This is a genomic window from Patescibacteria group bacterium (assembly GCA_023473585.1).
Classification (GTDB): domain Bacteria; phylum Patescibacteriota; class Microgenomatia; order JAMCYU01; family JAMCYU01; genus JAMCYU01.
Genome location: JAMCYU010000005.1, coordinates 35,557 through 59,225, shown reverse-complemented (window position 1 = coordinate 59,225; position 23,669 = coordinate 35,557). Strand labels below are relative to the sequence as shown.

The 23,669-nt window shown below is 41.2% G+C and carries 38 protein-coding genes; 37 read left to right on the top strand and 1 reads right to left on the bottom strand.

Annotated elements, in window-relative coordinates; translation table 11 throughout:
- Positions 1-4: 4 nt before the first annotated feature.
- The 9 genes from rpsL to M1575_02530 all read left to right on the top strand — a co-directional run bounded on the left by rpsL (position 5) and on the right by M1575_02530 (position 7,832).
- On the top strand, positions 5-475 hold the full coding sequence (gene rpsL / locus M1575_02570; GenBank protein MCL5095587.1) for a 30S ribosomal protein S12: 471 nt from the start codon (positions 5-7) through the stop codon (positions 473-475).
- A 5-nt stretch (positions 476-480) separates the two neighbouring features.
- Entirely contained in the window at positions 481-954 is a 474-nt protein-coding gene (gene rpsG / locus M1575_02565; GenBank protein MCL5095586.1) for a 30S ribosomal protein S7, read from the top strand.
- Positions 955-1,005: 51 nt separating this feature from the next.
- Positions 1,006-1,848, top strand: a complete 843-nt coding sequence (locus tag M1575_02560) for an HAD-IC family P-type ATPase (protein ID MCL5095585.1) — start codon at positions 1,006-1,008, stop codon at positions 1,846-1,848.
- Positions 1,814-2,239: a hypothetical protein gene (locus tag M1575_02555; protein MCL5095584.1), complete on the top strand. Its 426-nt coding sequence runs from the start codon at positions 1,814-1,816 to the stop codon at positions 2,237-2,239. The genes M1575_02560 and M1575_02555 overlap by 35 nt, the downstream gene beginning before the upstream one ends.
- Positions 2,236-3,432 (top strand): HAD-IC family P-type ATPase, encoded by a 1,197-nt coding sequence (locus M1575_02550; GenBank protein MCL5095583.1) that lies wholly within the window; start codon positions 2,236-2,238, stop codon positions 3,430-3,432. Before M1575_02555 ends, M1575_02550 begins: the two co-directional genes overlap by 4 nt.
- A 100-nt stretch (positions 3,433-3,532) precedes the next feature.
- The gene (gene fusA, locus M1575_02545; GenBank protein MCL5095582.1) at positions 3,533-5,674 is read left to right on the top strand and encodes an elongation factor G; all 2,142 of its coding nucleotides are present in this window, start codon (positions 3,533-3,535) and stop codon (positions 5,672-5,674) included.
- Positions 5,675-5,897: 223 nt separating this feature from the next.
- A complete protein-coding gene (gene tuf / locus M1575_02540) occupies positions 5,898-7,091 on the top strand; it encodes an elongation factor Tu (GenBank protein MCL5095581.1) in 1,194 nt (397 codons plus the stop codon).
- A gap of 32 nt (positions 7,092-7,123) precedes the next feature.
- Positions 7,124-7,432, top strand: coding sequence for a 30S ribosomal protein S10 (gene rpsJ / locus M1575_02535; protein MCL5095580.1), 309 nt, complete (start codon positions 7,124-7,126; stop codon positions 7,430-7,432).
- 52 nt (positions 7,433-7,484) lie between these two features.
- Positions 7,485-7,832: a nucleotide pyrophosphohydrolase gene (locus M1575_02530; protein MCL5095579.1), complete on the top strand. Its 348-nt coding sequence runs from the start codon at positions 7,485-7,487 to the stop codon at positions 7,830-7,832.
- A gap of 18 nt (positions 7,833-7,850) precedes the next feature.
- Here the strand turns inward: M1575_02530 and M1575_02525 are convergent, their stop codons facing one another.
- Positions 7,851-8,891 (bottom strand): LCP family protein, encoded by a 1,041-nt coding sequence (locus tag M1575_02525; protein MCL5095578.1) that lies wholly within the window; start codon positions 8,889-8,891, stop codon positions 7,851-7,853.
- 84 nt (positions 8,892-8,975) lie between these two features.
- Here M1575_02525 and M1575_02520 point away from each other — a divergent pair, with 84 nt between their 5' ends.
- The 28 genes from M1575_02520 to rpmJ all read left to right on the top strand — a co-directional run bounded on the left by M1575_02520 (position 8,976) and on the right by rpmJ (position 23,668).
- The gene (locus M1575_02520) at positions 8,976-9,683 is read left to right on the top strand and encodes a hypothetical protein (GenBank protein MCL5095577.1); all 708 of its coding nucleotides are present in this window, start codon (positions 8,976-8,978) and stop codon (positions 9,681-9,683) included.
- Positions 9,684-9,751: 68 nt separating this feature from the next.
- Entirely contained in the window at positions 9,752-10,435 is a 684-nt protein-coding gene (locus M1575_02515; GenBank protein MCL5095576.1) for a hypothetical protein, read from the top strand.
- 42 nt (positions 10,436-10,477) lie between these two features.
- A complete protein-coding gene (locus M1575_02510; GenBank protein ID MCL5095575.1) occupies positions 10,478-11,875 on the top strand; it encodes a hypothetical protein in 1,398 nt (465 codons plus the stop codon).
- A 163-nt stretch (positions 11,876-12,038) separates the two neighbouring features.
- Positions 12,039-12,476: a 50S ribosomal protein L3 gene (gene rplC, locus M1575_02505; protein ID MCL5095574.1), complete on the top strand. Its 438-nt coding sequence runs from the start codon at positions 12,039-12,041 to the stop codon at positions 12,474-12,476.
- Positions 12,473-13,204 carry a 50S ribosomal protein L4 gene (rplD, locus tag M1575_02500; protein ID MCL5095573.1) on the top strand — a complete coding sequence of 244 codons (732 nt, stop codon included), beginning with the start codon at positions 12,473-12,475 and terminating at the stop codon, positions 13,202-13,204. Before rplC ends, rplD begins: the two co-directional genes overlap by 4 nt.
- Positions 13,183-13,527, top strand: a complete 345-nt coding sequence (gene rplW, locus M1575_02495) for a 50S ribosomal protein L23 (GenBank protein MCL5095572.1) — start codon at positions 13,183-13,185, stop codon at positions 13,525-13,527. The genes rplD and rplW overlap by 22 nt, the downstream gene beginning before the upstream one ends.
- Entirely contained in the window at positions 13,527-14,264 is a 738-nt protein-coding gene (gene rplB / locus M1575_02490) for a 50S ribosomal protein L2 (protein ID MCL5095571.1), read from the top strand. Before rplW ends, rplB begins: the two co-directional genes overlap by 1 nt.
- Positions 14,265-14,267: 3 nt before the next feature.
- Entirely contained in the window at positions 14,268-14,552 is a 285-nt protein-coding gene (rpsS, locus tag M1575_02485; protein ID MCL5095570.1) for a 30S ribosomal protein S19, read from the top strand.
- A gap of 7 nt (positions 14,553-14,559) precedes the next feature.
- A complete protein-coding gene (gene rplV / locus M1575_02480; protein MCL5095569.1) occupies positions 14,560-14,940 on the top strand; it encodes a 50S ribosomal protein L22 in 381 nt (126 codons plus the stop codon).
- The gene (gene rpsC / locus M1575_02475; GenBank protein ID MCL5095568.1) at positions 14,918-15,580 is read left to right on the top strand and encodes a 30S ribosomal protein S3; all 663 of its coding nucleotides are present in this window, start codon (positions 14,918-14,920) and stop codon (positions 15,578-15,580) included. Before rplV ends, rpsC begins: the two co-directional genes overlap by 23 nt.
- Before the next feature lie 3 nt (positions 15,581-15,583).
- Positions 15,584-15,991, top strand: a complete 408-nt coding sequence (rplP, locus tag M1575_02470; protein MCL5095567.1) for a 50S ribosomal protein L16 — start codon at positions 15,584-15,586, stop codon at positions 15,989-15,991.
- On the top strand, positions 15,978-16,190 hold the full coding sequence (gene rpmC, locus M1575_02465) for a 50S ribosomal protein L29 (protein ID MCL5095566.1): 213 nt from the start codon (positions 15,978-15,980) through the stop codon (positions 16,188-16,190). Before rplP ends, rpmC begins: the two co-directional genes overlap by 14 nt.
- Positions 16,187-16,423, top strand: coding sequence for a 30S ribosomal protein S17 (gene rpsQ / locus M1575_02460; GenBank protein ID MCL5095565.1), 237 nt, complete (start codon positions 16,187-16,189; stop codon positions 16,421-16,423). Before rpmC ends, rpsQ begins: the two co-directional genes overlap by 4 nt.
- Positions 16,420-16,791, top strand: coding sequence for a 50S ribosomal protein L14 (gene rplN / locus M1575_02455; GenBank protein ID MCL5095564.1), 372 nt, complete (start codon positions 16,420-16,422; stop codon positions 16,789-16,791). Before rpsQ ends, rplN begins: the two co-directional genes overlap by 4 nt.
- Before the next feature lie 2 nt (positions 16,792-16,793).
- Entirely contained in the window at positions 16,794-17,120 is a 327-nt protein-coding gene (gene rplX / locus M1575_02450) for a 50S ribosomal protein L24 (GenBank protein ID MCL5095563.1), read from the top strand.
- A complete protein-coding gene (gene rplE, locus M1575_02445; GenBank protein ID MCL5095562.1) occupies positions 17,120-17,620 on the top strand; it encodes a 50S ribosomal protein L5 in 501 nt (166 codons plus the stop codon). The genes rplX and rplE overlap by 1 nt, the downstream gene beginning before the upstream one ends.
- A 45-nt stretch (positions 17,621-17,665) precedes the next feature.
- Positions 17,666-17,851, top strand: coding sequence for a type Z 30S ribosomal protein S14 (locus tag M1575_02440; protein ID MCL5095561.1), 186 nt, complete (start codon positions 17,666-17,668; stop codon positions 17,849-17,851).
- A gap of 6 nt (positions 17,852-17,857) precedes the next feature.
- Entirely contained in the window at positions 17,858-18,256 is a 399-nt protein-coding gene (rpsH, locus tag M1575_02435; GenBank protein MCL5095560.1) for a 30S ribosomal protein S8, read from the top strand.
- 5 nt (positions 18,257-18,261) lie between these two features.
- Positions 18,262-18,819 carry a 50S ribosomal protein L6 gene (gene rplF, locus M1575_02430; protein ID MCL5095559.1) on the top strand — a complete coding sequence of 186 codons (558 nt, stop codon included), beginning with the start codon at positions 18,262-18,264 and terminating at the stop codon, positions 18,817-18,819.
- A gap of 3 nt (positions 18,820-18,822) precedes the next feature.
- Complete coding sequence (gene rplR, locus M1575_02425) at positions 18,823-19,107, top strand: 50S ribosomal protein L18 (GenBank protein MCL5095558.1); 285 nt, start codon at positions 18,823-18,825, stop codon at positions 19,105-19,107.
- A gap of 47 nt (positions 19,108-19,154) precedes the next feature.
- The gene (gene rpsE, locus M1575_02420; protein ID MCL5095557.1) at positions 19,155-19,601 is read left to right on the top strand and encodes a 30S ribosomal protein S5; all 447 of its coding nucleotides are present in this window, start codon (positions 19,155-19,157) and stop codon (positions 19,599-19,601) included.
- A complete protein-coding gene (gene rplO, locus M1575_02415) occupies positions 19,588-20,028 on the top strand; it encodes a 50S ribosomal protein L15 (protein ID MCL5095556.1) in 441 nt (146 codons plus the stop codon). The genes rpsE and rplO overlap by 14 nt, the downstream gene beginning before the upstream one ends.
- The gene (gene secY, locus M1575_02410) at positions 20,025-21,314 is read left to right on the top strand and encodes a preprotein translocase subunit SecY (GenBank protein ID MCL5095555.1); all 1,290 of its coding nucleotides are present in this window, start codon (positions 20,025-20,027) and stop codon (positions 21,312-21,314) included. Before rplO ends, secY begins: the two co-directional genes overlap by 4 nt.
- A 4-nt stretch (positions 21,315-21,318) precedes the next feature.
- Positions 21,319-21,891 carry a nucleoside monophosphate kinase gene (locus M1575_02405; GenBank protein ID MCL5095554.1) on the top strand — a complete coding sequence of 191 codons (573 nt, stop codon included), beginning with the start codon at positions 21,319-21,321 and terminating at the stop codon, positions 21,889-21,891.
- Complete coding sequence (gene cmk / locus M1575_02400) at positions 21,888-22,547, top strand: (d)CMP kinase (protein ID MCL5095553.1); 660 nt, start codon at positions 21,888-21,890, stop codon at positions 22,545-22,547. The genes M1575_02405 and cmk overlap by 4 nt, the downstream gene beginning before the upstream one ends.
- Positions 22,544-23,302, top strand: coding sequence for a type I methionyl aminopeptidase (gene map, locus M1575_02395; GenBank protein ID MCL5095552.1), 759 nt, complete (start codon positions 22,544-22,546; stop codon positions 23,300-23,302). The genes cmk and map overlap by 4 nt, the downstream gene beginning before the upstream one ends.
- A 31-nt stretch (positions 23,303-23,333) precedes the next feature.
- A complete protein-coding gene (gene infA, locus M1575_02390; GenBank protein ID MCL5095551.1) occupies positions 23,334-23,552 on the top strand; it encodes a translation initiation factor IF-1 in 219 nt (72 codons plus the stop codon).
- 2 nt (positions 23,553-23,554) lie between these two features.
- Positions 23,555-23,668 (top strand): 50S ribosomal protein L36, encoded by a 114-nt coding sequence (rpmJ, locus tag M1575_02385; protein ID MCL5095550.1) that lies wholly within the window; start codon positions 23,555-23,557, stop codon positions 23,666-23,668.
- The last annotated feature ends 1 nt before the right edge of the window (position 23,669 follow it).

Here is a 23,669-nt window from a genome sequence, read left to right as displayed (position 1 = left end):
TAAGATGCCAACAATTTCGCAATTAGTCAGAAAAGGAAGAACGAAAAAACTAAGCAAAGTTAAGGCTACCGCCTTGCGGAAAATCTTTAATCCGCAGAAAAGACAAATCAAGAATTTGCCCGCGCCTCTTAAACGAGGTGTTTGCACGATCGTTAAAACCATGACGCCCAAAAAGCCTAATTCGGCTTTAAGAAAAGTCGCCAGGGTAAGACTTTCCAACAAACAAGAAGTGACCGCTTATATTCCCGGTATCGGTCATGAACTGGCAGAACATTCGATTGTTTTAATAAGAGGCGGGCGGGTTAAGGACTTGCCGGGAGTAAAATATCATATTGTCAGGGGGAAATTTGATACCAGTGGTGTTGTGGGCCGGAGACAAGGAAGGTCAAGATACGGAACTAAAGCTAAAGGGTTAGGTGTTAGTCCGAAGAAAGAAGCGGCGCCCGTGGCTACGGAAGCGGCACCGGTGGCTTAAAACATATGAGAAGTGGTCCAGCCAAAAAGCGAAAAATTGAAGCCGATCCGATTTACGGATCAGTTTTAGTGACCCGTTTTATTAATAAAGTAATGAAGGCGGGTAAAAAGGCTGTGGCGCAAAAACTGCTTTATGAGGCTTTGAAAAATATTAAAGAAAAAGGTCAGGATCCGCTGCCAACTTTGGAGCGGGCCGTTAACATGATTTCTCCCAGAATGGAAGTTCGGCCAAGACGAGTCGGTGGTGCTTCATATCAGGTGCCCAGCGAAGTCAGGGGTGACCGTAAAATCTCGTTGGCTATTCGTTGGATTATCGGTGCGGCGCAAAACCGCCCCAGCAAAGAGTATAAAAGTTTTGACCAAAAATTAGCCGCCGAAATTTTAGATGCCTCTTCGGGTTTGGGCGAAGCGGCCAAAAAAAGAGACCAGATGCAAAAAATGGCCGAAGCCAATAAAGCCTTCGCGCATTTTAGGTGGTAAGTTCACTTTCTTTTTGTTTCTTCAAATTCATTTTTTTGTTACACTTAAAGCATGCTTACCGGTTTGGCTGAAGAAGAAACACGTTCTTTACAGGAAAAATATGGAGAGAACAGCTTGCCTTTGGAAGAAGGAACCCCTCCTTTAATTATTTTATTAAGACAATTTAAAAGCCCCTTAATCGCTATCCTTTTTTTAATCGGCTTTTTTTCCGCCATTTTTGGTGAATTTTTTGACGTGATTTTAATTTTAGCCGTCGCTTTCTTAAATGTATTAATGAGTTTCTTCCAGGAATATAACGCTCAAAAAACACTACTAACCCTTAGGCAAATCTTAAAACCGATAGTCGTCGTTATGAGGGGTGGTTTACGAAAAAGAATTGAAGCCAAAAGTTTGGTTCCTGGTGATTTAGTTATTTTGGGAGCCGGTGATAAGGTTCCGGCCGACGGTAAATTAATCGAAGGAGGTAATTTACTGGTTAATGAGGCGATTTTAACCGGTGAAGAAGAAGCCGTAAGTAAATCTACTAAGGAGAAAGAGAACGATCTTTTTATGGGGACGATCATTATTTTTGGTCAAGGCATTATGCGAGTTTCTGTCATCGGTCAAGAAACCCAGGTTGGAAAAATCGGTCAAAGCTTAGCCGAAATTGAAGAAGAGCCAACCCCATTACAAATTAAGCTAAAAATATTTATAAGGTCTTTAGCTAAATTTGTCTTTGTTGTTTGTTTGGCCATTTTCTTGATTGGTCTTTTGTCGGGACAAGATTTTTGGCAGATGCTGAAAACCTCAATCGTCCTTTCTTTGGCCGCGATTCCCGAAGGTATCCCCATGGGCGATCACGGTTATTTTGGTTTTAGGGATGAGACGGGTTTTGAAAAGAAACGGGTTGGTTAAAAAACTCTTGTCGGTTGAAACCCTTGGTTCAACTTCGGTTATTTGTACGGATAAAACAGGGACCTTAACCGAAGGAAAAATGAAAGTTATCGAGGTTGATTTTGTTGACCAAATAAAAGGATTGCTAGCTTTAATGTCGGCCAATCAGCAAAGGACCAATATCGAGGTGGCCTTTTGGGACCATGTTTTTAGTCAGAAACATTTAATCCCTAAAGAAATTACCGACTCCATGACGAAAATTTATGAAGAGCCTTTTGACAGCGAAAAAAATATTCTTTATCGATCAATAAAATCAAAGACAAAGATACGGCCTTTATTGTTGGCGGTGCCGAAATCGTTTTGGGCTTTTGCGAAGTTTCTGAAGAGGAAAAAAAGAGAATCGTCTTTTTGATTAAGGAATGGGCTAGCCGAGGACTTAAAATTATTGGTTTGGCTTATAAAGAAAAAGAGAACCTTAAGGAAACCAAAGATTTCTCCTGGCCTGGTTTAGTGGGTATCGAAGATCCTCTTAGAGAAGGGGTCAAAGAAGCCATCGAAACGGCCCGACAAGCTGGGATTAAAATTAAAATTGTTACGGGTGATTATCAAATCACCGCCGTAAGAATAGCCAACAATTTAGGTTTAAATTTCACTGACAGACAAATTATGGAAGGGAGTGAACTGGAAACGATTTCTGACGAAAACTTAAAAGAGCGAATTAACGAAATTGTTCTTTTCACCCGCACCACGCCACACCAGAAATTAAAAATTATTAAAGCCCTGCAGGAGAAAGGAGAGATTGTGGCCATGACGGGCGACGGTGTGAATGATGCTCCGGCTTTGAAAAAAGCCGATATTGGGGTGGTCGTCGGGAGCGGCTCTGATGTCGCTAAGGAGGCCGGTGATCTTATTCTTTTGGATAATAATTTCAAAACCATCGTCGTTGCCTGTGAAGAGGGGAGATTAATTTTCAGTAATCTCAAGAAAGTAATTGGTTATGCGCTTTCCAATTCTTTTGCGGAAATTATCTTGATTTTCGGGGCGATCATTAGTAATTTACCAACACCTTTAACCGTCGTGCAGATTTTATGGATTCATCTTATCTGCGATGGGCCACCGGATATTCTTTTGAGTTTTGAACCCAAGGAAAATGGTTTAATGCAGGAAAGTCCAAGGATGTTACGAAGAGAAAATATTCTCTCTCAAACGATGAAATTTCTTATATTAGCCGTCAGTCTTAGCGCTGGCCTGGCTGCTTTGTTTCTTTTTTATTTTTATCTGAAGAGCCAAAAAGATTTAGTTTTGGCCAGAACCATGGCTTTTACCACTCTTTCGCTGGTTGATATTGTTTATATCTTTGCCTTTAAAAACAGCAAAAAGATTATTTTTCAAACCGAAAACTTTTTTGCCAACAAACTTCTTTTTCTTGGTTTGGCCTATGGATTGATTCTTATTTTTGCCGCTATCTACTTTCCGGTTTTCAATCGTCTTTTGGGAACGATGCCTTTGCGCCTTTTTGAGTGGTTCTTGATTTTTGCTGCCGTTTTAATGGTTACTTTCCTTATTGAAATGATTAAACTTATGACCACACGAAAAGCTAAATAACTCTTGAATTTGCCTTCAGACTTTGTTACAATAAGACCAATTGTGATTGAAGCTAAGCTGTCGCGCCCAAGGCGGACAGTTTTTTAGATGTTGGAGGAAAATGGCGCAACAAACACCAGGACTAGTTATCACCAAAAAAAGAATCTTACCCTTAGATAAGGTTCGTAATATCGGTATTATTGCCCATATTGATGCCGGGAAAACGACGACAACCGAGCGGATTCTTTTTTATACCGGTCGAACTTACAAGATCGGTGATATTGATGAGGGAACAACGGTTATGGATTGGATGGTGCAAGAGAAGGAAAGAGGGATTACCATCACTTCGGCGGCGACGACGGCTTTTTGGCCACCCTTAGAGAAAGCGGAAAGCCCGGAGAACCAATACAGAATCAATATTATTGACACTCCCGGTCATGTTGACTTTACCGCCGAGGTTGAAAGATCTTTACGGGTTTTGGATGGCGGGGTGGTGGTCTTAGATGCCGAAGAAGGCGTTCAAAGTCAGTCAGAAACAGTCTGGCATCAGGCTGATAAGTATAAGGTTCCCCGTGTTTGTTTTGTTAATAAAATGGATAAAGTCGGAGCTGACTATCGACGGACAATTAAAATGATTGAAGACCGCCTGGGTGTTAAGACAGCCATTATGGCTTTACCCATAGGCAGAGAGCAAACCTTTAAGGGCATGATTGATCTTTTAACTCAACAAACATATGTTTGGGGGTCTGATGAACTGGGAGCCAAATATGATGTTTCCTCGGAAATTCCTGGGGATTTAAAAGAAGAAGTCATCAAAAGCCGACACGAATTAATTGAAAAAATCTGTGAAACCGATGATTTCCTCTTGGAAAAATATTTAAACGGGCAAGAACCGACCTTGGCAGAATTAAAACAAGCCTTGCGCAGAGCCACGATTGCTTATAAATTAGTGCCTATTTATTGCGGTTCGTCTTTAAGAAACAAAGGAGTTCAGCCGCTTTTGGATGCGGTGGTTGATTATTTGCCTTCACCTTTAGATTTGCCGGAGGTGACTGGTTTTAATCCCCAAACCGAAGCTTCGGAAAAACGGCCAGCTGACAAAAATGCTGCCTTGGCCGCTTTGGCCTTTAAAATTCAAGTTGATCCGCACGTGGGTAAATTAACCTACACGAGGATTTATTCGGGGACCATTAAATCCGGTTCTTATATTCAGAATTCTTCAAAAGACAGTCAAGAAAGAGTCGGCCGCTTGCTTTTAATGCACGCTGACCATCGGGAAGAAATTGCTGAAGCCTACGCCGGAGAAATTGTGGCCGTCGTGGGTTTAAAAGACACCACGACCGGCGACACTTTATGTGACGTTACTCACCCGATTGTTTTAGAAAAAATTACTTTTCCCGAACCTGTGATTTCTTTGGCGATCGAACCCAAAACCAAATCCGATCAGGAAAAAATGGGCTATGCCCTGCAAAGATTGGCCGAAGAAGATCCGACTTTTAAAATTAAAAGTAATTTTGAAACCGGACAGACAACGATTTGGGGCATGGGTGAACTCCATTTAGAGATTTTAGTTGACCGAATGCTTCGGGAATTTAAAGTTGGAGCCAATGTCGGCGCGCCGCAAGTTGCTTATAAGGAAACCGTTAAGGCGCCGGCTCAGGCTGAAGGGAAATATATCCGTCAGTCAGGTGGCCGTGGCCAATACGGTCACTGTTATCTCAAGATTGAACCCAAGGCCAGAGGTGAAGGTTACGAATTTGTGAATGCGATTAAAGGCGGAGCGATTCCTAACGAATTTATTCCGGCGGTTCAAAAAGGGGTTAAAGAAGCCATGGATAATGGGGTTATTGCCGGTTATCCTTTGGTTGATATGAAAGTGACTCTTTACGATGGAACCTATCATGAAGTTGATTCTTCCGAAGTTGCCTTTAAAATTGCCGGTTCCATGGCCTTACAATCGGCGGTGAAACAAGCCAGTCCGACCATGCTGGAACCCATTATGAAGGTGGAAATTACCACGCCTGAGGAATTTATGGGAGATATTATCGGCGATGTTTCCTCAAAACGGGGACAGATCTTGGGGACCGAATCACGGGGACCGGTTAGAATTATTACTTGTCTTATGCCTTTAGCGGAATTAGCCGGCTACGCCACGACTTTACGGAGCATGAGCCAGGGAAGGGCTAATTATTATATGGAACCGTCCCATTACGAAGAAGTGCCGAAAAATATCCAAGAGAAGATTATTGCTAAGCAGAGTTAGTTTTGGTATAATGAGTCCTGCCATTAAATCGGAGATTTCCCTATTGCAGCACTCATTTATCTTCGATATAATGAGCGACACGAATTAATCGAAGAAAGATATTCGCTCATTTATTGCGAAGCAAAAGCTTTGCTTGTTTTCGATATAATGAGCGAAACTTTAAAATAATATAAGTCAACCCCCTTTGTGTTAAGCTTTGGAGGGCAAAGAAAAGGAGTTTTTTATGCCAGAAGAATCAAAGAAAAAGTATGAGCGCACAAAGCCTCATCTTAACATCGGAACGATTGGTCATGTTGACCATGGAAAAACAACTTTAACCGCCGCGATTACCCAAGTTTTGGCGAAGAAAGGTTTTTCTAAAGCTTTAAAATACGACGAAATTGATAACGCTCCGGAAGAAAAAGCCAGGGGCTTGACGATTGCGATTTCTCATGTTGAGTATGAAACCGAAAAGCGTCATTATGCCCATATTGACTGTCCGGGTCATGCTGACTATGTTAAAAACATGATCACGGGCGCGGCGCAAATGGACGGAGCGATTTTGGTTGTTTCGGCTCCAGACGGACCAATGCCGCAAACCAGGGAACATGTGCTTTTGGCCAGGCAGGTTAATATTCCGGCGATTGTCGTTTTCTTGAATAAATGTGACATGGTTTCTGACCCCGAACTTTTAGATTTGGTCGAAATGGAAGTTAGAGAACTTTTGACCAAATATCAGTTTCCGGGAGATAAAGTTCCCATTATCCGTGGTTCAGCGGCCAAGGCTCTTGAAGGAGATCCAAAAGCTGAAGAGCAGATTGTGGAACTCATGAAAGCCGTTGATGAGAATATTCCGACACCGGTTCGAGATTTAGATAAGCCCTTTATGATGGCCGTTGAAGATGTTTTCTCGATCAAAGGTCGAGGCACGGTGGTGACCGGCCGGGTCGATCGGGGGAAAGTCAAGGTTAATGAGGAAATTGAGATCGTCGGGATAAGACCCACGAAAAAAACAGTCGTTACCGGCGTCGAAATGTTTCGGAAAGTCCTTGATGAAGGCCAAGCCGGAGATAATATTGGCTTACTTCTTCGAGGCATTGAAAAGGACGATGTGGAGCGCGGTCAAGTTTTAGCCAAACCAGGTTCCATTACGCCCCACACTGAATTCGAGGCAGAAGTTTACGTCTTAACGAAAGAAGAGGGAGGTCGACACACCCCGTTTTTTACCGGTTACAGACCTCAATTTTATCTTAGAACGACAGATGTGACTGGCGAAGCAACTTTACCTAAAGGGGTCGAAATGGTAATGCCGGGAGATAATATTAAGATGACGGTTAAATTAATCGTCCCGGTAGCTCTGGAAGAAGGTTTACGCTTTGCTATCCGCGAAGGCGGTCACACTGTGGGTGCCGGAGCTGTTTCGAAAATCATCGCCTAAAACTAGATACCAGCAAAAGATTTGTAATTAGTATGCCTAAAGGCAGAATTAGAGTACGTTTAAAAGCCTATGACAGCCGGGTAATCGACGGTTGTTGTCAGCAAATTTTAGATACGGCCATCAGGACCGGAGCTAAGGTCGTGGGGCCAATTCCCTTGCCTTCAGACAAACAGCATTTTTCCGTTAACAAGTCTCCTTTTACCGACAAAGACAGTCGTGAAGATTTTATGATCAGAACGCACAAGAGGCTGATTGATATTTTAGAGCCGACCGATAAAACGATTGATCAATTAGCCCATCTTGATCTTCCGGCCGGGGTGGATATCGAAATCAAAATGTAATTTCTCCCGGTCTTTTCCAAAGGCCAACGACTAAAGACTAATATCTAAACCCATGTCTGATATTAAAAAATTAACCGAAGAAGTTGTCAAATTTAGAAATGAAAGGAAGTGGCAACAATTCCATAAACCTAAGGATATGGCGATTTCTTTAGCTTTGGAGGCGGCTGAAGTTTTAGAACATTTTCAGTGGAAGACAGAAGAAGAAGTCGAACAATATTTAAAAAACCACCGGGAGCACATTGCGGATGAGCTGTCTGATGTTTTATGGTGGGTGCTTTTAATGAGCCACGATTTAGAAATTGATATTTATGAGGCTTTTTTGAGAAAAAAGAAAAAAAACGAAGAAAAATACCCCATTGAAAAATCCCGCGGCACTCACCAAAAATACACGGAACTTTAAAAAGTGATAGGTTGACAACTATAATTCTTTTTTAATAAACTCCTGAAACTTACTCCAATCATTCTCGCCCGCTTTGGGCATCAGAATAAATTGACCACCCGTTCCTTTGCCTGTTTTTAAAACGTTTTCTTCCGAAGGGAGAATCTGGTTAATTTGATATTCGTTTGGATCAATAATTAAACCCGCCACCGCTTTGGCGGTTTCTAAATCCAGATCGGTTTTTAAAAGTTTAATGAATTTGCCAAACCATTTGTCAACGCTTTTTAAAGCCTCAAGAGAAAGAAGCTTATCTTTAATGCCGATTAAAATCACCTGCTGTCTTCTCCCTCTGGCAAAATCCGTTCCGTCTTGAGCCGAATGGCGCGAACGGCTAAATTTAAGAGCGGTTTGGCCGTCAACGTGAACAAGTCCCTTGTCAAAATGAAGATGTTCAAAACGGCAGGGAAATTGTTTTTCCAGTTCGAAACCGGAAAGCTTGGCCGAAAGACTGGCGACTTCTTCCGGGGTTTTTTCACAAATCTCAAGTTCTTTGCCTTTAACAGGATAGAAATAATCATCAAAAGTCTTTTGAACCTGAAGATCGAGGCCGCCGAGTAAATCAACCACTTGGGTAAAGCCGTTAAAGTCAATAATAAGAGCGTAGCGAACAGGCAAGCCCGTAATCATACTGACGATCTTTTCAACGCCTTTAAGACCGCTTTTGGCATAAGCCTCATTAATTTTCATTTTGTCTGAATTATCAGCTGAATTTGCCCAAAGATCGCGGGGGATAAAAATAAGCCCGACCGTTTTTTTAACGGTATTTAAATGAAGGAGATTCATCGAGTCGGTGAGACTCCCGCCGGGATGACCGACATCTCCTTGTCCCAAAAGCAAAACATTGTATTCCCCTTCGGGAACCGGAGAGGAAAAAGGATTGAGAGAAAGAAGATTAGTAGTTGGCCTTGATGACAGGGGGCTGACTATCGGACGGTTTTTTTGAGCGAGAAAACAAGTCAAAGCAGAAATAAGGGAAATAAGGAAAATGATCGTAAAAAGCCAAAGATATTTGTTCTTCACCTCTTAATTATGCCACAAAAGTAATTCTTTTACCTCTTTTATGGTTCTTTTGAATGGCCGGTTTTGTGCTATAATACGGCCTATATGACAAGCCAAGAGGGCGTAAGAATTGAAAATCTTCCCGGTTTTGATCCCATTTGGTTTGAGTATGGTAGTAAGATCATGGCCCTAAGTCGAATCATTGATCAGACCGGTCCGCAAACCGAAACCGGCAAAAAATTAGTGGAACTGGAAGCCCAAACTCTTCTTTTTAGGTACTACCGAAGATTAATTCCTGTTTATGGGGTTTTGATAGCTTTGATAGAATCAGAACTCGCAGAGATTATCGATAAAAAAACTCAAGACAAAGTTCAACCCAAAACCTACTTTTTTGATGATCCCGTTAACCAAAGAGTGGCGTTAAGAGCCTTCGGTTTGGTGATCGAAAGAGCCATTAAAGTTCCCTGTTCGCTTTCGGACCCTAGTTGTTATCAAGATTATCGAAGATTTTTTGAGGAAATCGAGGGCGGTTTAATTTTAAGAAGAGACGAAGGAGATAGTCGTTGCCAACCGAGTTTGGATTTTCGTATCGAAACTGCCTATAAACCCGACGATTTTTTGGGAGAAATGGCCGGCATCTTCAGCGAATGTGTTAATACGCAAATACAAAAAGGATCAAAACACACGCTGGCTTTTTCGATGAATGATTTGTCGGTTAATATTTATGAGATAAGAAATCAAATCCGCGATGAAATGAGAAAATTAGGTCAGGACCAAAGGCTGGAAATAACGAGGGCCATCAGAGCGATTTAACTTGAGAAAACTCTTCGTTTCAAAATTTGACAAAACTTCTTTTTTAGGTGCATACTGGAATTGAGAAGATGACCAAAAGAGCCAAACAGCAAAATTTTTACCTAAGTTTTATAATGATTAGTCTAATCATTCTGCTCGTGGGGATGGCGGCAGGCGTAGAGTTGGTCCAACAAAAAACCGGTTTAAATATTGCCGCGATTGCCAATTCGGTTCCGAAGGGCACCCGTTATAATCTTGATCTTTTAGGTGTTCCTAAGGGTAAATCTCCGAAAATAACCGTCAGTGAAAACCAAAGGATTTTTCTTCCCCTGACTTCTGCGTGTGAAATAAAAATGGCCGAAGGTGTTTATGCGGCCACGAAGACCAATTGTAATAATGGTGTTGTCAGCTTGCAAATGCCCAATCCGACCAATTCCCAATCAGGCGGGGTTACGACCTATGCGGTTTGGGCAAAGGCCTTAGGTCGGCCGGGTGGAGCTTCCAAAGCCACCAAATGTGTTGACGACCCAATCACGAAAGAACTTTATTGTTCTTTATACACGCTTGTTCAGATCAAAAATAAAGGGCAAAACTTAACGACCGATATCACCGATCAACTTTTATTTATCTATGCCGATACGATAGGCAAGGGTCAGATTAAAAGAATGTCTTTATTTGACGATAAACTTAAGGATTTTTATTGGCGCTACGATGCCGACGGTTTAAAGCTAGCCCAGCTTCGGTTCTACGAAACCCCTCCCTCGGTTAAGTAAATTTGGACAAAGCCGGCTTTAAAAGTGATAAAATTGAAAACGATGAAACGTGTTGTTTCTTTTCTTTCCCTTTTTTTCTTTTTTTTCTTCACCGCGCCTGCTTTGGCTTCACCAAATAATAAAGTCGGTATTCATATCACACAATTCGAAGATCTGGCAAAAGCTTCGGAATTAGTTAATTCCTCGGGAGGCGATTGGGGCTATGTCACCTTGGTCATTCAGGAGACTGATCGAGTTGAGGATAAATGGCAGAAATTTTTTAATGCTTGCCGGGAAAAGCACCTGATACCATTAGTGAGAATTGCCACCCATTTAAAAGGTGATATCTGGGAAAAACCAAGCGAGGAAAGTCTTGGAGAATGGGTTGATTTTTTAGACAAACTTAATTGGCCGGTTAAAGACCGGTATGTCATCATTTTCAATGAACCCAACCATAATAAAGAATGGGGCAATCAAGCCAGCCCCGAAGAATACGGTTTGATCCTGGAGCGGGCCGTCACTTTTTTTAAAGAGAAAAACCCCGATTTTCAAATTTTAAATGCCGGTTTGGATCAGGCCGCGGCTGACAGTTTAACCACGATTGAAGAAAGAAGATTTTTAAAGGAAGTCAACGAGCAGTTTCCGGGGATTTTTTCCCATCTTGACGGTTGGGTTTCCCATTCTTATCCCAATCACGGTTATGTTGGTAAACCCTGGGAAACCGGCCGCACCTCAATTAAAGGCTATGACTGGGAATTGTCCGTCTTAAAAGATTATCTTGGTTTAGAGAAGAATTTACCGGTTTTTATTACCGAAACCGGTTGGCCGCATCTTGTTGATGATCAAAATTCTTTCAAAAATGATAAATTCTATGAAGCGCCATTAGCGGCCGAATACTTAAAGTTTGCCTTTGAAAAAGTCTGGCTACCTGACGAAAAGGTGAAAGCAATAACCCCGTTTATTTTGAATTACCCTTATTATCCTTTTGCCAATTTTTCCTGGTTTAATCTTTTGGGTAATCCTTATCCCCAATATGAAGAGATTAAAAATCTTCCCAAAACTCAAGGCGAACCAGAGCAGGAACAGAAGTGGGAACAAGTCGGAATCGGCTTGCCGCCTTTTTTGACGACAAATTTTCTTTTTCAAGGGAAAGTCATTTTAAAAAATACCGGTCAGTCAATTTGGGGAGAAAAACCGTTAATTATTACCAGCCAAGCTTCGGGCTTACGTTTGAGCGACCTGGTCTTGCCTTCCGGTCAATTGATTAAACCGGGAGAAACAGTGACCTTGGATTTTACCCTAGAAGGGCCGATTCTGGCCGGCGATTTTAGTTTTTCCTGGGAGGGCTTGCCGAAAAACAATCTAAAGGTCTTTGAAGTTCCCGGCTTAACCGCAAAGGAAGACAGCTTTATAAACAGCCTCTTAAAAAGAATCTTCAAGCTTTGGTATAGCCTTTACTGACTCTTGCATTTTCGTGATTTTTCCTCTATAATATCCTCAAAATCTAATATGGAGGTGATCAAACCGACCAGAATTTAAGATTTGCAGACTGGCACAGGTGATTCTCTAAAAGCGAAAGGTGCAGTCGGCACCTTTTTTGGTGCTTTAAAAAATATTAAAGAAAATGACGACAAAAATTATTGGTAGAAAATTAACACAAACGCAAAATTTTACCGAGGATGGGAAAAGAATTCCCGTGACCTTAATTGCGGTTGACAATCAAGAAAAACTTGATGAAATTTTGCAAATCGGTGACAAGGTCAAGGTTACCGGTCTTTCGAAAGGAAAAGGCTTCGCCGGTGTCGTTAAAAGATGGCGATTTGCCGGAGGTCCGAGAACGCACGGACAATCCGATCGGGAACGGGCACCGGGGTCCATCGGCCAAACAACTACGCCGGGCAGAGTTTACAAGGGGAAAAGAATGGCCGGCCGAATGGGCAAAGACAGAATTACCGTCAGGGGTTTAAAAATTGTCGCCATTGATAATGAACAAAAAATCTTAACTATTAAAGGGTTAATTCCGGGGAACAAAAAAGGGAAAGTCACGATTGTAAAATTATGATTACCAAAACCAAAAAAGCCGTCAAAAAAGTTACCGTGACCAAAGCTGAAAAAGCTTTGGGTTTGTCGAAAATTGGTCCGGAAGCTTCGGTTTTTGACCTGAACGGCCGCGTTACCGGGAAAATAAACTTATTAAAAGAGATTTTTGCCGCCAAAGTTAATGACAAACTTTTAGCTCAGGCGGTAAGAGTTTATTTAGCCAACCAAAGGCAAGGGACGGCCTCAACAAAAACCAGGGGTGAAGTTGCCGGTTCGACCAGGAAAATCTATCGGCAAAAAGGGACCGGTCGGGCTCGCCATGGTTCTTTAAAGGCGCCGATTTATGTCGGCGGCGGCATCGTTTTTGGCCCTAAACCAAGAGATTATTCTTTAAAATTGCCGAAACAAATGAAGAGAGAAGCCCTTTTTTCGGCCTTATCATCGAAATTTGCTAAAGGTGAGCTTTTAATCATTGCGGGTTTTGAAAAATTGGAAGCCAAAACCAAGGAACTGGCAAAAACTCTTAAGAACTTAAACTTAGAATTTAAAAACGGTAAACTTAACCAAAAAATTCTTCTTGTTAGTCAGCCCCAAACTAATCTTCTTCGCGCCAGCCGCAATCTTAAAAATTTAAAAACTTTACCGACCGATCTTTTAAATGCCTATTTAGTTTTGACCTGCGATAAAGTCATTTTAACCAAAGAAGCGGTTTCTAAAATTGAGGAAATATGGATAGAGAAGAAATTATAATCAGACCGATTATTTCAGAAAAATCCTTAAATCAAGCTGGCAAAAGTTGCTATACTTTTGAAGTCGTTTTAGAGGCTTCTAAACCAGAGATCAAACAAGCGGTTGAGAAAGCTTTTAAGGTGAAAGTTTTAAAAGTTAAAACCGCCAGAGTTAAGGGTAAAACAAGGCGTGTCGGTAAAAAATTAAAGACCCAAAAAACCAGTGCTTGGAAAAAAGCCTTTATTTGGCTGCCGACCGATCAAAAAATTGATTTATTTGAGGTTCAGGGGACTGAAGATTTGCCTAAACCAGAAGTTAAAGATAAAAAAGAGGTTAAGAAATGATGAAAAGTTTAATCAAAATTCTTAAAAGAAGCGGCGGGCGGGGTAGCCACGGACAAGTTTCTGTCAGGCATATTGGTGGTCGGCAAAAACGCTTTTTACGCCAGATTGACTTTAAAAGAGAGAAAATTGGCATGCCGGCCAGAGTTTTGGCGATTGAATATGACCCCAACCGGACTGCTAATATTGCCCTGGTGGGTTATAATGATGGAGAAAGGCGCTATATTTTGGCGCCTGACGGTTTAAAAATTGGGGAAATTTTAGTTTCCGGTCCGGAAGCAGAATTAAAGATTGGTAATACCCTTCCGCTTTCAAAAATTCCGATGGGAACACAAATTCATAACGTTGAATTTGTGCCCGGTAAAGGAGCGCAAATTATCAGATCTGCCGGAACAGCGGCTATGGTTTTGGCTCAGGAAGATGAATTTGCGCAAATTAAATTGCCTTCCGGACAGGTGAGGCGAATTAATAAAAATTGTTTAGCCACGATCGGTCAGGTCGGTCTTTTAGATTGGAAACTTAAAAAATTTGGGAAGGCCGGAGCCAAACGTTGGCGGGGAATTCGGCCGACGGTTCGGGGAGTTGCCCAAAATCCTGATTCCCATCCGCATGGTGGCGGTGAAGGTCGTTCGGGTATTGGTATGCCAGGGCCTAAAACCTTTGCCGGAAGACCAGCGGTAGGTAAAACCAGAAAAAAAGGCAAATATTCCGATAAATATATCGTTCATACGGCGAGGTAATTTATGTCAAGATCAACAAAAAAAGGTCCCTATATTGACGAAAAATTAGTAAAAAAAGTTATGGCTCAAAAAGAGACGGGACAAAAGGAGTCCATCAAAACCTGGGCCAGATCCAGTCAAATCCCGCCAGAATTTGTGGGGCATAAATTTTTGGTTCATAACGGGAGAGACTTTAAAGAAGTTTTTGTTTCTGAAGCCATGGTCGGACACCGCTTGGGTGAATTTTCGTCCACGCGCGTTTTCCATGGTCATGGGCAAGTGACGAAAAGAACTTTAACAAAAACTTAAAAAATTTATGACCGAAATTGTCGCTTTATCAAAATACGTTCATTTGTCACCTAAAAAAATTCGTTTGGTGGCTGACGCGATTGTGGCTTTGAAACCGGAAATAGCCCTGCAGCATTTAAAATTGATGAATAAATCAGCCAGTTTACCTTTATTTTTAACTTTAAAATCAGCGATCGCCAATGCGGAAAATAATCTTAAGCTAGATAAAAATAAATTAACGATTAAAACGATTGAAGTGACCGGTGGCCCATTTTTAAAACGTTTCCGGGCCGTTTCCCGAGGTACGGCTCATCAATACAAAAGACGGACCAGCCACATCAAGATCGTTTTGGAGGATCAAGAAGTCTTGACGAAAGGAGAAAAAAGTGGGACAAAAGATAAATCCTAAAGTCTTCAGATTGGGAAATTTGTTTACCTGGAGTTCCCGTTGGTTTGCTGACGACAAACAATATAAAGACTTAATTTTACAGGATGTAAAAATCCGTAAAGCTTTAGTTACCAAACTTAGAACGGCGGGAATTTCCCAAATAGAGATTGAAAGATCAATTAATAAAATTGATATTACCCTACATGTTTCTCGCCCCGGTGTGGTTATCGGCCGAGGCGGGGCTGGTTTAGAAGAAGTCAAAAAATTTCTTGGCAACTTGCTTGTCCCAACGAATAAAGAAGATCAAAAATCACCATCAAAATTAAAATTAGAAATTAAGGTTGAGCCAATTAAGGAAGCAAATTTAGATGCTTATTTAGTGGCGCAAAACATTGCTGAGCAATTAGCCAAAAGATTGCCGCAAAGAAGGGTTGCTAACGTGACCATGGATAAAGTGATGTCGGCTGGAGCCAAGGGAATTAAAATTGTTCTTTCCGGAAGAATCGGCGGGGCGGACATCTCTCGAAGAGAGACTTATAAAACCGGGATGATGCCCTTATCAACTTTAAGAGAGAATATTGATTTTGCAAGCTATCCATCCTTAACCCGTTCGGGTTATATCGGCGTTAAGGTCTGGATTTGTAAAAATAGTTTAAAATAATTTATGTTAGTACCTAAAAGAGCTAAATTTCGCAAACAATTCAGGGGCAAAAGGAGGGGGATGTCGATGCGGTGTAATCAAATCGATTTTGGCGATTATGGGATCAAAAGCAAGGCCGCCGGTTGGTTAACCAGCCGCCAAATTGAGGCCGCCAGACGAGCCTTAACGCATTTTACCCAAAAAGGAGGCCGGATTTGGATTAGGGTTTTTCCTGATAAGCCGATTACTAAAAAACCAGCCGAAACCAGAATGGGAAGCGGCAAAGGAGATGTCGCCGATTACGTTGCCGTTGTCAGACCCGGAAGAGTTTTATTTGAAATGGCCGGAGTAACTCACGAAGTTGCTAAGGAAGCCATGAGAATGGCAGCGGCCAAGTTGCCGTTAAAAACAGAATTTTATGAAAAGAAATAAATTAAAAGAAGCCAGGCAAAAAAATTTATCAGAATTATCTAAAGACTTGATGGAAATCAAGGAAAGGTTGTTAAAGACAAAATTGGAAATTTTAACCGGTAAATTAAAAAATACCAGAAGTTTAAAAAACTTAAGAAGGGAAAAGGCCCAAACAGAGACTTTAATTGCGGAAAAAAATGATCAAGGAGAAAAAGCATGACGAAAATTTTAACCGGTAAGGTCATAAGGGCAGATAAATCCAAAAAAACAGTCACGGTCGAAACGGAATTCTTAAGACCGCACCCTTTATATAAAAAACTGGTCAAGAAAAACAAAAAAATCCTGGCTCACCTTGATGACAAAGAGGTGGTTGTCGGTAATATCGTGAGAATCGGCGAGACACGACCGCTTTCTAAAAGAAAACATTTCAAAATCCTGGAGGTTATAAGATGATCCAATTACGGACAGTTTTGAAACCAGCCGACAATACCGGTGCGGAAAGCTTAATTTTAATTCATGTTTTTGGTGGCAATAAAAAAATTGCCACCATCGGTTCAATTATTACCTGTGTTGTCAGGGGGGCGTCTCCAACCGGTGTCGTTAAGGACAGCGAGTTGGTTAAGGCTGTCGTGGTCAGGACGAAAAAAGAAGTCGGGAGAGAAGATGGTTCTTATATCAGATTTGATGACAATGCGGCCGTGATTATTGACAATCCTCAGGATAAAAATCCGAGAGGAACAAGAATTTTTGGCCCGATTGCTCGTGAACTTAAAGAATTGGGTTTTAACAAAATAATTTCCATGGCTTTGGAGGTTTATTAAAAATGAAATTTAAAAAGGGTGATGAAATCATCGTAACCATAGGTAAAGATAAGGGCAAAAAAGGAAAAATTGAAAAAGTTTTTCCCAAAAGTCAAAAGGTTTTGGTGACCGGAATTAATCTTTATAAAAAACATTTGAAACCACAGGGACAAGGGAAACCGGGCGGAATTATTGATATTACCAAACCTTTGGATACGGCGAAAATTGCCCTTATCTGTTTGCGTTGCGGTAAGCCTACCCGCGTTGGTTATCAAATTGAAGAGGGCAATAAGAAAGAAAATCTTTCCAAATTAAGAATCTGTCGAAAGTGCAAAGGAGTGATTAGATAATGAATCCGTTGGCTAAACCAAAACTTAAAAAAATCATTCTTAATGTCGGTTTAAAAGAAGCCATGGTGGATAAAAAGGCTTTAGATTCGATGAGTGAACAACTCAAGCAAATTACTGGTCAGAAACCGATGACGACTTATGCCCGAAAGGCCATTGCGGCTTTTAAATTAAGAAAAGGCGAACCGATCGGTTTGAAAGTTACCTTAAGAAGCAAAAGGATGAATGATTTCTTACAAAAATTAGTGGCGATTGTTTTACCCAGGGTCAGAGATTTTAAGGGTATTCCCGAGTCCGGTTTTGACGGCAAGGGTAACTATACGTTGGGAATTAACGAAATCATCATTTTTCCCGAAATCGATTATGCCAAAATTGATAAAATTAGAGGTTTAGAGTTAACCTTGGTGACAACCGCTAAAGATAACAAAGAAGCAAAAAGTCTTTTAGAAGAATTTGGAATGCCCTTCGGTCGCCAGTCGGCGCGACCTCAGGGTAAACCGTAATGAGAGCAAGAAATTTATCGCTAAGAGAGCGAAAGGAGTCAAAGAATGGCTAAGGTTTCCAATATTGTTAAATTTAAAAAACCGCAAAAATATTCGGTTAGAGATCATCACCGTTGTCAGCTTTGTGGCCGATCGAGAGCTTACATGCGGAAATTTGGTCTTTGCCGATTATGTTTTCGGGAACTAGCTAATAAAGGAGAACTACCGGGAGTGACTAAAGCTTCCTGGTAAAAAAATATGTCAATTGATCCAATTGCTAATTTTATTTCCAGCATCAAAAACGGTTATCTGGCTAAAAAAGCCGAAGTCAAAGTTCCGGCTTCAAAATTTAAAGAAAATTTGGCCAAGGTTTTAGTCAAGGAAGGATTTTTAGAAAACGTCAAAACCGAAAAAATAAAGAATCAATTTGTGGAAAATCTTATTTTGACGTTAAAATATGAAGGCAAGAAGCCGGTTTTAACCGATATCCAAAGAGTCAGCAAACCGGGTTTAAGAGTTTATTTGGGAAAAACCAAAATTCCTAAAGTTTTGGGTGGTTTAGGGATTGTCGTTATGTCTACACCCGAAGGTTTGATGACCGGTCAAGAAGCTAAGACCAAGAATTTAGGCGGAGAAGCGATTTGTAAAATTTGGTAAAAAATATGTCAAGAATAGGCAAGTTACCCATCACGATACCTTCGGATGTTAACCTTAAAAAAGAGGGAGAGAAATTAATGGTTTCCGGTCCCAAAGGAGAAGTCAAGCTTTTCCTGCCATCTTTAGTTGAGGTTACCATTAACAACGGACAGGTTATTTGTAAAACAGACAAGAACCAGGCCAATCTTTGGGGTTTAACCAGAACTTTAATTGCCAACGCTGTTTTGGGTGTTTCTCAAGGTTGGACAAAAACCTTAGAATTAGTTGGGGTGGGTTACCGAGCTTCGGTTGAAGGCGACACCCTCGTTCTCACGGTGGGTTTTTCGCATCCGGTTAAAGTTCAAGCGCCGACGGGTATTTCTTTCAGCGTTTCGGAAAATAAAATTCAAGTTTCGGGAGCCGATAAACAGCTCGTGGGCGAGGTGGCCGTTAAAATTCGCCGGATTCGTCCGCCCGAACCCTACAAAGGCAAGGGCATTAAATACCAGGAAGAGAAAATCAGAAGAAAATTGGGTAAAGTCGCCAAGACTCTAGGGGCTGCCGGTGGTAGCGGAGGTAAATAAAAAATGAAAAGACTAAGACTCTCAGTTTTTCGCTCAAATAAATATATCTACGCCCAAGTTATTGACGATCAGGCGGGGAAAACCTTAGCGGCCGTAAGTGGCCATGATCTTAAGGAAGACTTTAAAGGGACAAAAACGGCAAAAGCGAAAGAATTAGGCAAAATTTTAGCTAAAAAAGCTTTTGCTAAAAAAGCCAGTGAAGTTTTTTTTGATCGGGGAAAATGCAAATATCATGGTCGTGTTAAAGCCTTAGCTGAAGGAGCAAGAGAAGGAGGTCTAAAATTCTAAACTATAAAGGAGTCAAGAGCAATAATTGGTCTACCTCTAATCAAAATATGGAACAGGAATTTGAGGAAAAAGTGGTTCAGGTTAATCGCGTTTCCAAAAAGACGAAGGGCGGAAATAAAATCGGCTTTTCCGTGATTGTGGTCGTTGGCGATAAAAAGGGTCGGGTTGGCGTTGGCCTGGGTAAAGCACCCGAAGTTTCCAATGCCGTTCAAAAAGGCGTGGCTTACGGGAAAAAACATTTAATTACCGTGCCTTTAAGAGGAACGACAATTCCTCATGAAATCAGAATTAAAAGAGGTGCCGCTTTGGTTTTGCTGAAACCAGCTCCAGCCGGCACAGGGGTTATTGCCGGCGGAGCCGTTCGGGTTGTCGTTGAAGCGGCGGGGATTAAAGACATCGTTTCTAAAGTTTTAGGCAGTGATAATCAAGCCTCTAACGTTTACGCGACCCTTGAGGCTTTAAAAAAACTAAGGAGGATTAATGAAACTGAATGATTTACCTAAAATAACCGCCAGATCAAAAAAAAGACTTGGTCGTGGTCATGGTTCTGGACGAGGTAAAACCGCCGGGCGCGGGACTAAGGGGCAAAAAGCCAGAGGTAAAATAAAAATGGGTTTTGAGGGCGGTCAATTACCCTTAATTAAAAGATTGCCGTTAAAAAGAGGTAAGAGCAGAAATAAGTCGCTGAAGATTGACCCCATTATTATTAATGTTAAATATTTAAATCTTTTGACTAAAGGAAGCGTCGTTGATTTGGAAGCCTTGATTAAAGCGAATATTCTCAAAAAAGAGGAGGCCAAGGCCTTCGGGGTTAAAATTCTAGGCGACGGAGAAGTAAAAATTCCTTTAATTGTTAAACTTCCCTGTTCCGGGGGCGCCAAAGAAAAGATTCTTAAAGCCGGAGGTAAAATTGAAGCATGAATAAAATCTTAGGGCCGATTATTAATGCTTTTAAAATTCCCGATTTACGAAGAAAAATTCTTTTCACCGTAGCCATTTTCGTTGTTTTTAGAATTTTCGCTCATGTTCCTATTCCCGGAGTTGATCTGGTGGCCTTACGCAGACTTTTTACGCAAAATCAGCTTTTAGGGCTTTTGGATATTTTTTCAGGAGGAACATTGGCTAATTTTTCCGTTATGGCCCTAGGACTTAATCCCTATATCAACGCGACGATTATTTTACAACTTTTACAGATTGTCTTTCCCAAACTAGAAGAATTAGCCAAGGAAGGAGAATACGGCAGACAAAAAATCAATCAGTATTCCCGCTTTTTAACCGTTCCTTTGGCTTTACTTCAGGCGATCGGGATGTACGCTTTATTGCGCAATCAAAAAATTATCGGCAATTTGTCACCACAGCTTTTAATAGGACTAATCACAACCATGATTGCCGGGACGATCCTTTTAATGTGGTTGGGAGAACTTATTTCGGAAAATGGGATCGGTAACGGGATTTCTATGTTGATTTTTGCCGGGATTGTAGGAAGACTTCCCATTGCTTTAGGGCAAACAGTTTCGGTAACTTCGGCAGAAAACATAACCAATATCATTGTTTTTTCCTTAATGGCCGTGGTGGTTATTGCCGGAATTGTTGTCGTTAATGAGGGGACAAGACAAATTTCCGTGGCTTATGCCAAAAGGATTAGAGGTGGTAAAATGTATGGTGGCGGTTCAACTCATTTGCCTTTACGGGTTAATCAGGCCGGAGTTATTCCCATTATTTTTGCCATTTCTTTAATTCTTTTGCCTTCCATGTTTGCCAGTTTTTTAGAACAGACACCAAATCAAACGGTGTCAACGATAGCCAGAACCGTCGCCAATCTGTTTGATCCTTCGGGTCTCGTTTATAATCTGACTTACTTTATCCTGGTTATCGGTTTTACGTATTTTTATACGGCGGTAACTTTTAATCCGCAAAAAATTGCCTCGGAGATTCAAAAATACGGTGGTTTTATCCCCGGGATTAGACCAGGCACTCCAACGGCCAATTACTTAAACTATATTTTAACCAGGATTACCCTGGCCGGAGCGATTTTTCTTGGTCTAATTGCCGTTTTACCATCTTTGGCCAGAGGTACGACCGGGATTACGACACTGATGTTGGGTGGTACGGGAATTTTGATTGTTGTTTCCGTTATTTTAGAGACAACCAAACAACTTGAATCCATGTTAGTCATGAGAAGCTATGACGGCTTCTTAAAGGAGTAGTTTTATGCATATCGTTTTTTACGGACCGGAGGGATCAGGTAAAGGAACCCAGGCGAAACTTTTGGCCGAAAAGCTTAATTTGCCGATTTTAACCTCCGGTGATTTGGTTAGAGAAGCGGCCGCCACTGACAAGGGCTTAATTGGCGCCGCCTGTCTTAGGTCGCTCTCTGAAGGGAAGTATGTCCCCGACAGTGAAATGTTTGTTCTTTGGAAAAATAAACTTAAAAAAACCAAAGACGGCTGGATTATTGACGGTTTTCCCAGAAACTTACGCCAGGCCAAATTTTTGGTTAACAAAATTGATAAATACGGTTATAAGATTGAAAAGGCGATTTATCTTAAGATTTCACCTTCGGAATCGATGGGAAGACTTTTGAAAAGAGGCCGACCTTTGCATGCCGGAAGCAACGAGCTTCATGATTCACCAGAACGGATAAAACAAAGACTGGAAATGTATTATCAGGGTGAAAAAGCGGTTTTGGATTTTTTCCAAAAGCTGGGGATTTTGGAAGAAATTAACGGGGAAAGGTCGGTTGAAGAAATCAGCCAGGATATCTTATCCCGCCTGAAAAAATGAAGAAACTTTTGCAGATTGCCATTGATGGTCCGGTTGGGGCAGGAAAATCAACGATTGCCAAAATTTTAGCCGACAAATTAGGGATAATCTATATTGATACCGGAGCCATGTATCGGGCCACTGCCTTTTTGGCAACGGCTCAAAAAATTGACTTAAAAGATGAAAAGAAAGTCGTTGCTCTTTTAAAAAAAGCGAAGATCGAATTTGAGAAATCACGTCTTTTTCTTAATGGCCAGGACATCTCTTCGGTTATCAGGAAACCGGAGATGGGATGGGGAGCATCGGTGGTGGCCACGTTGCCTCAAGTTAGAAAGCTTTTGGTTGAAAAACAAAAAAAATTAGCCAAAGGTGAAAGCGTGGTGATGGAAGGCAGGGATATTACGACCCGTGTTTTGCCATTGGCCAATCTTAAGATTTATCTGACCGCAGATCAAGAAGAAAGAGCGGAAAGAAAATATAAAGAATTTAAGAATAAGGGTATCGAAAAGTCTTTTGGTTGTGTTTTAGAAGAGACGATTAAAAGAGACACTCAAGATACGGAAAGGAAAACAGATCCTTTAAAAGTTGTTGATGATGCTTGGGTTTTGGACACGACCAACTTAAGTATTCCTGAAGTCGTTAGCAAAATTTTGCAAAGAACCAAGGGGATGAAATGATTTCTCTTAAAACCAAAGAAGAGATGGAAATCATGAAAAAAGGGGGTCAAATTTTAGCCGGCGTGATGGAGAAAGTTAAAAGAAATGTTCGGCCGGGGGTAAGCACTTTAGAACTAGATCGTTTGGCCGACAAACTGATCAGCCAAAAGGGCGAACCGTCTTTTAAAAAGGTGCGAGACTATAAATGGGCCAGTTGTATGTGCGTTAATGACATCGTGGTTCATGGAATACCTGGCGACTACAAGTTAAAAGAAGGCGACCTTTTAGGGATTGATATCGGGATGCTTTATCAGGGGTTTCATAGCGATATGGCCCAAACGGTTATCGTTGGCGAACAAAAAGAAAAGAACAAATTAAAATTTTTGAAAACAGGACAAAAGGCACTGGAAAAAGCCATAAACCAGGCTTTGGTCGGTAAGCATATCGGTCATCTTTCCGCGATTATTCAGGAAACCGTGGAAAAGGAAGGTTATTCATCGGTGAGAGCCTTAACCGGTCACGGTATCGGCAAAAATTTACATGAAGAACCGGCAATTCCTTGTTTTTTGGAAGACAAAGTCGAGAAGACGCCAAAACTTAAAGAAGGGATGACGTTGGCGGTTGAGATTATCTATAATCAAGGGAAAGCGCAGGTCGTTTACCGAAATGACGATGGCTGGACAATTCAGACGGAAGACGGCAAGCTTTCCGGTTTATTCGAGGATACCATCGCGATCACGGCCAAAGGGCCGATAGTATTGACGCAAACGTCTTAATTTAGTAAAATACACTGTCTTTAAAAAAAGTATGGCAGATCAACAAAAAATCGAGGTTGAGGGGGAAGTCACCGAAGCCTTACCTAATACTTTGTTTCGGGTCAAACTTGGAGACGGCAAGATTATTTTATGCTATTTAGCCGGAAAAATGAGGATTAATTATATTAGAATTATGCCGGGTGATAGGGTTAAAGTCGAAATGACACCCTATGACGAAAATAAAGGAAGAATCATTTATCGTTTTAAATAATTATGAAAGTCGCAGCCTCAATTAAAAAAAGATGTCAAAAATGTCGCGTGGTTAAACGTAAGGGGCGGCTTTACGTAACTTGCGATAATCCTAAACATAAACAAAGACAAGGATAAA

Coding starts and splice junctions, on each gene's coding strand:
- rplX (MCL5095563.1), top strand. CDS start 16,794: ATGAAATTTAAAAAGGGTGATGAAATCATCGTAACCATAGGTAAAGAT.
- secY (MCL5095555.1), top strand. CDS start 20,025: ATGAATAAAATCTTAGGGCCGATTATTAATGCTTTTAAAATTCCCGAT.
- map (MCL5095552.1), top strand. CDS start 22,544: ATGATTTCTCTTAAAACCAAAGAAGAGATGGAAATCATGAAAAAAGGG.
- M1575_02530 (MCL5095579.1), top strand. CDS start 7,485: ATGTCTGATATTAAAAAATTAACCGAAGAAGTTGTCAAATTTAGAAAT.
- rpmC (MCL5095566.1), top strand. CDS start 15,978: ATGAAAAGAAATAAATTAAAAGAAGCCAGGCAAAAAAATTTATCAGAA.
- rplD (MCL5095573.1), top strand. CDS start 12,473: ATGATTACCAAAACCAAAAAAGCCGTCAAAAAAGTTACCGTGACCAAA.
- rplC (MCL5095574.1), top strand. CDS start 12,039: ATGACGACAAAAATTATTGGTAGAAAATTAACACAAACGCAAAATTTT.
- M1575_02520 (MCL5095577.1), top strand. CDS start 8,976: ATGACAAGCCAAGAGGGCGTAAGAATTGAAAATCTTCCCGGTTTTGAT.
- M1575_02515 (MCL5095576.1), top strand. CDS start 9,752: ATGACCAAAAGAGCCAAACAGCAAAATTTTTACCTAAGTTTTATAATG.
- rpsL (MCL5095587.1), top strand. CDS start 5: ATGCCAACAATTTCGCAATTAGTCAGAAAAGGAAGAACGAAAAAACTA.
- tuf (MCL5095581.1), top strand. CDS start 5,898: ATGCCAGAAGAATCAAAGAAAAAGTATGAGCGCACAAAGCCTCATCTT.
- rplO (MCL5095556.1), top strand. CDS start 19,588: ATGAAACTGAATGATTTACCTAAAATAACCGCCAGATCAAAAAAAAGA.
- rplE (MCL5095562.1), top strand. CDS start 17,120: ATGAATCCGTTGGCTAAACCAAAACTTAAAAAAATCATTCTTAATGTC.
- rpsE (MCL5095557.1), top strand. CDS start 19,155: ATGGAACAGGAATTTGAGGAAAAAGTGGTTCAGGTTAATCGCGTTTCC.
- M1575_02440 (MCL5095561.1), top strand. CDS start 17,666: ATGGCTAAGGTTTCCAATATTGTTAAATTTAAAAAACCGCAAAAATAT.
- rpmJ (MCL5095550.1), top strand. CDS start 23,555: ATGAAAGTCGCAGCCTCAATTAAAAAAAGATGTCAAAAATGTCGCGTG.
- rpsS (MCL5095570.1), top strand. CDS start 14,268: ATGTCAAGATCAACAAAAAAAGGTCCCTATATTGACGAAAAATTAGTA.
- rpsJ (MCL5095580.1), top strand. CDS start 7,124: ATGCCTAAAGGCAGAATTAGAGTACGTTTAAAAGCCTATGACAGCCGG.
- rplP (MCL5095567.1), top strand. CDS start 15,584: ATGTTAGTACCTAAAAGAGCTAAATTTCGCAAACAATTCAGGGGCAAA.
- M1575_02560 (MCL5095585.1), top strand. CDS start 1,006: ATGCTTACCGGTTTGGCTGAAGAAGAAACACGTTCTTTACAGGAAAAA.
- fusA (MCL5095582.1), top strand. CDS start 3,533: ATGGCGCAACAAACACCAGGACTAGTTATCACCAAAAAAAGAATCTTA.
- rpsQ (MCL5095565.1), top strand. CDS start 16,187: ATGACGAAAATTTTAACCGGTAAGGTCATAAGGGCAGATAAATCCAAA.
- rplW (MCL5095572.1), top strand. CDS start 13,183: ATGGATAGAGAAGAAATTATAATCAGACCGATTATTTCAGAAAAATCC.
- M1575_02555 (MCL5095584.1), top strand. CDS start 1,814: ATGAGACGGGTTTTGAAAAGAAACGGGTTGGTTAAAAAACTCTTGTCG.
- rplR (MCL5095558.1), top strand. CDS start 18,823: ATGAAAAGACTAAGACTCTCAGTTTTTCGCTCAAATAAATATATCTAC.
- M1575_02510 (MCL5095575.1), top strand. CDS start 10,478: ATGAAACGTGTTGTTTCTTTTCTTTCCCTTTTTTTCTTTTTTTTCTTC.
- rpsH (MCL5095560.1), top strand. CDS start 17,858: ATGTCAATTGATCCAATTGCTAATTTTATTTCCAGCATCAAAAACGGT.
- rplV (MCL5095569.1), top strand. CDS start 14,560: ATGACCGAAATTGTCGCTTTATCAAAATACGTTCATTTGTCACCTAAA.
- cmk (MCL5095553.1), top strand. CDS start 21,888: ATGAAGAAACTTTTGCAGATTGCCATTGATGGTCCGGTTGGGGCAGGA.
- rplN (MCL5095564.1), top strand. CDS start 16,420: ATGATCCAATTACGGACAGTTTTGAAACCAGCCGACAATACCGGTGCG.
- rplF (MCL5095559.1), top strand. CDS start 18,262: ATGTCAAGAATAGGCAAGTTACCCATCACGATACCTTCGGATGTTAAC.
- rpsG (MCL5095586.1), top strand. CDS start 481: ATGAGAAGTGGTCCAGCCAAAAAGCGAAAAATTGAAGCCGATCCGATT.
- infA (MCL5095551.1), top strand. CDS start 23,334: ATGGCAGATCAACAAAAAATCGAGGTTGAGGGGGAAGTCACCGAAGCC.
- M1575_02405 (MCL5095554.1), top strand. CDS start 21,319: ATGCATATCGTTTTTTACGGACCGGAGGGATCAGGTAAAGGAACCCAG.
- rplB (MCL5095571.1), top strand. CDS start 13,527: ATGAAAAGTTTAATCAAAATTCTTAAAAGAAGCGGCGGGCGGGGTAGC.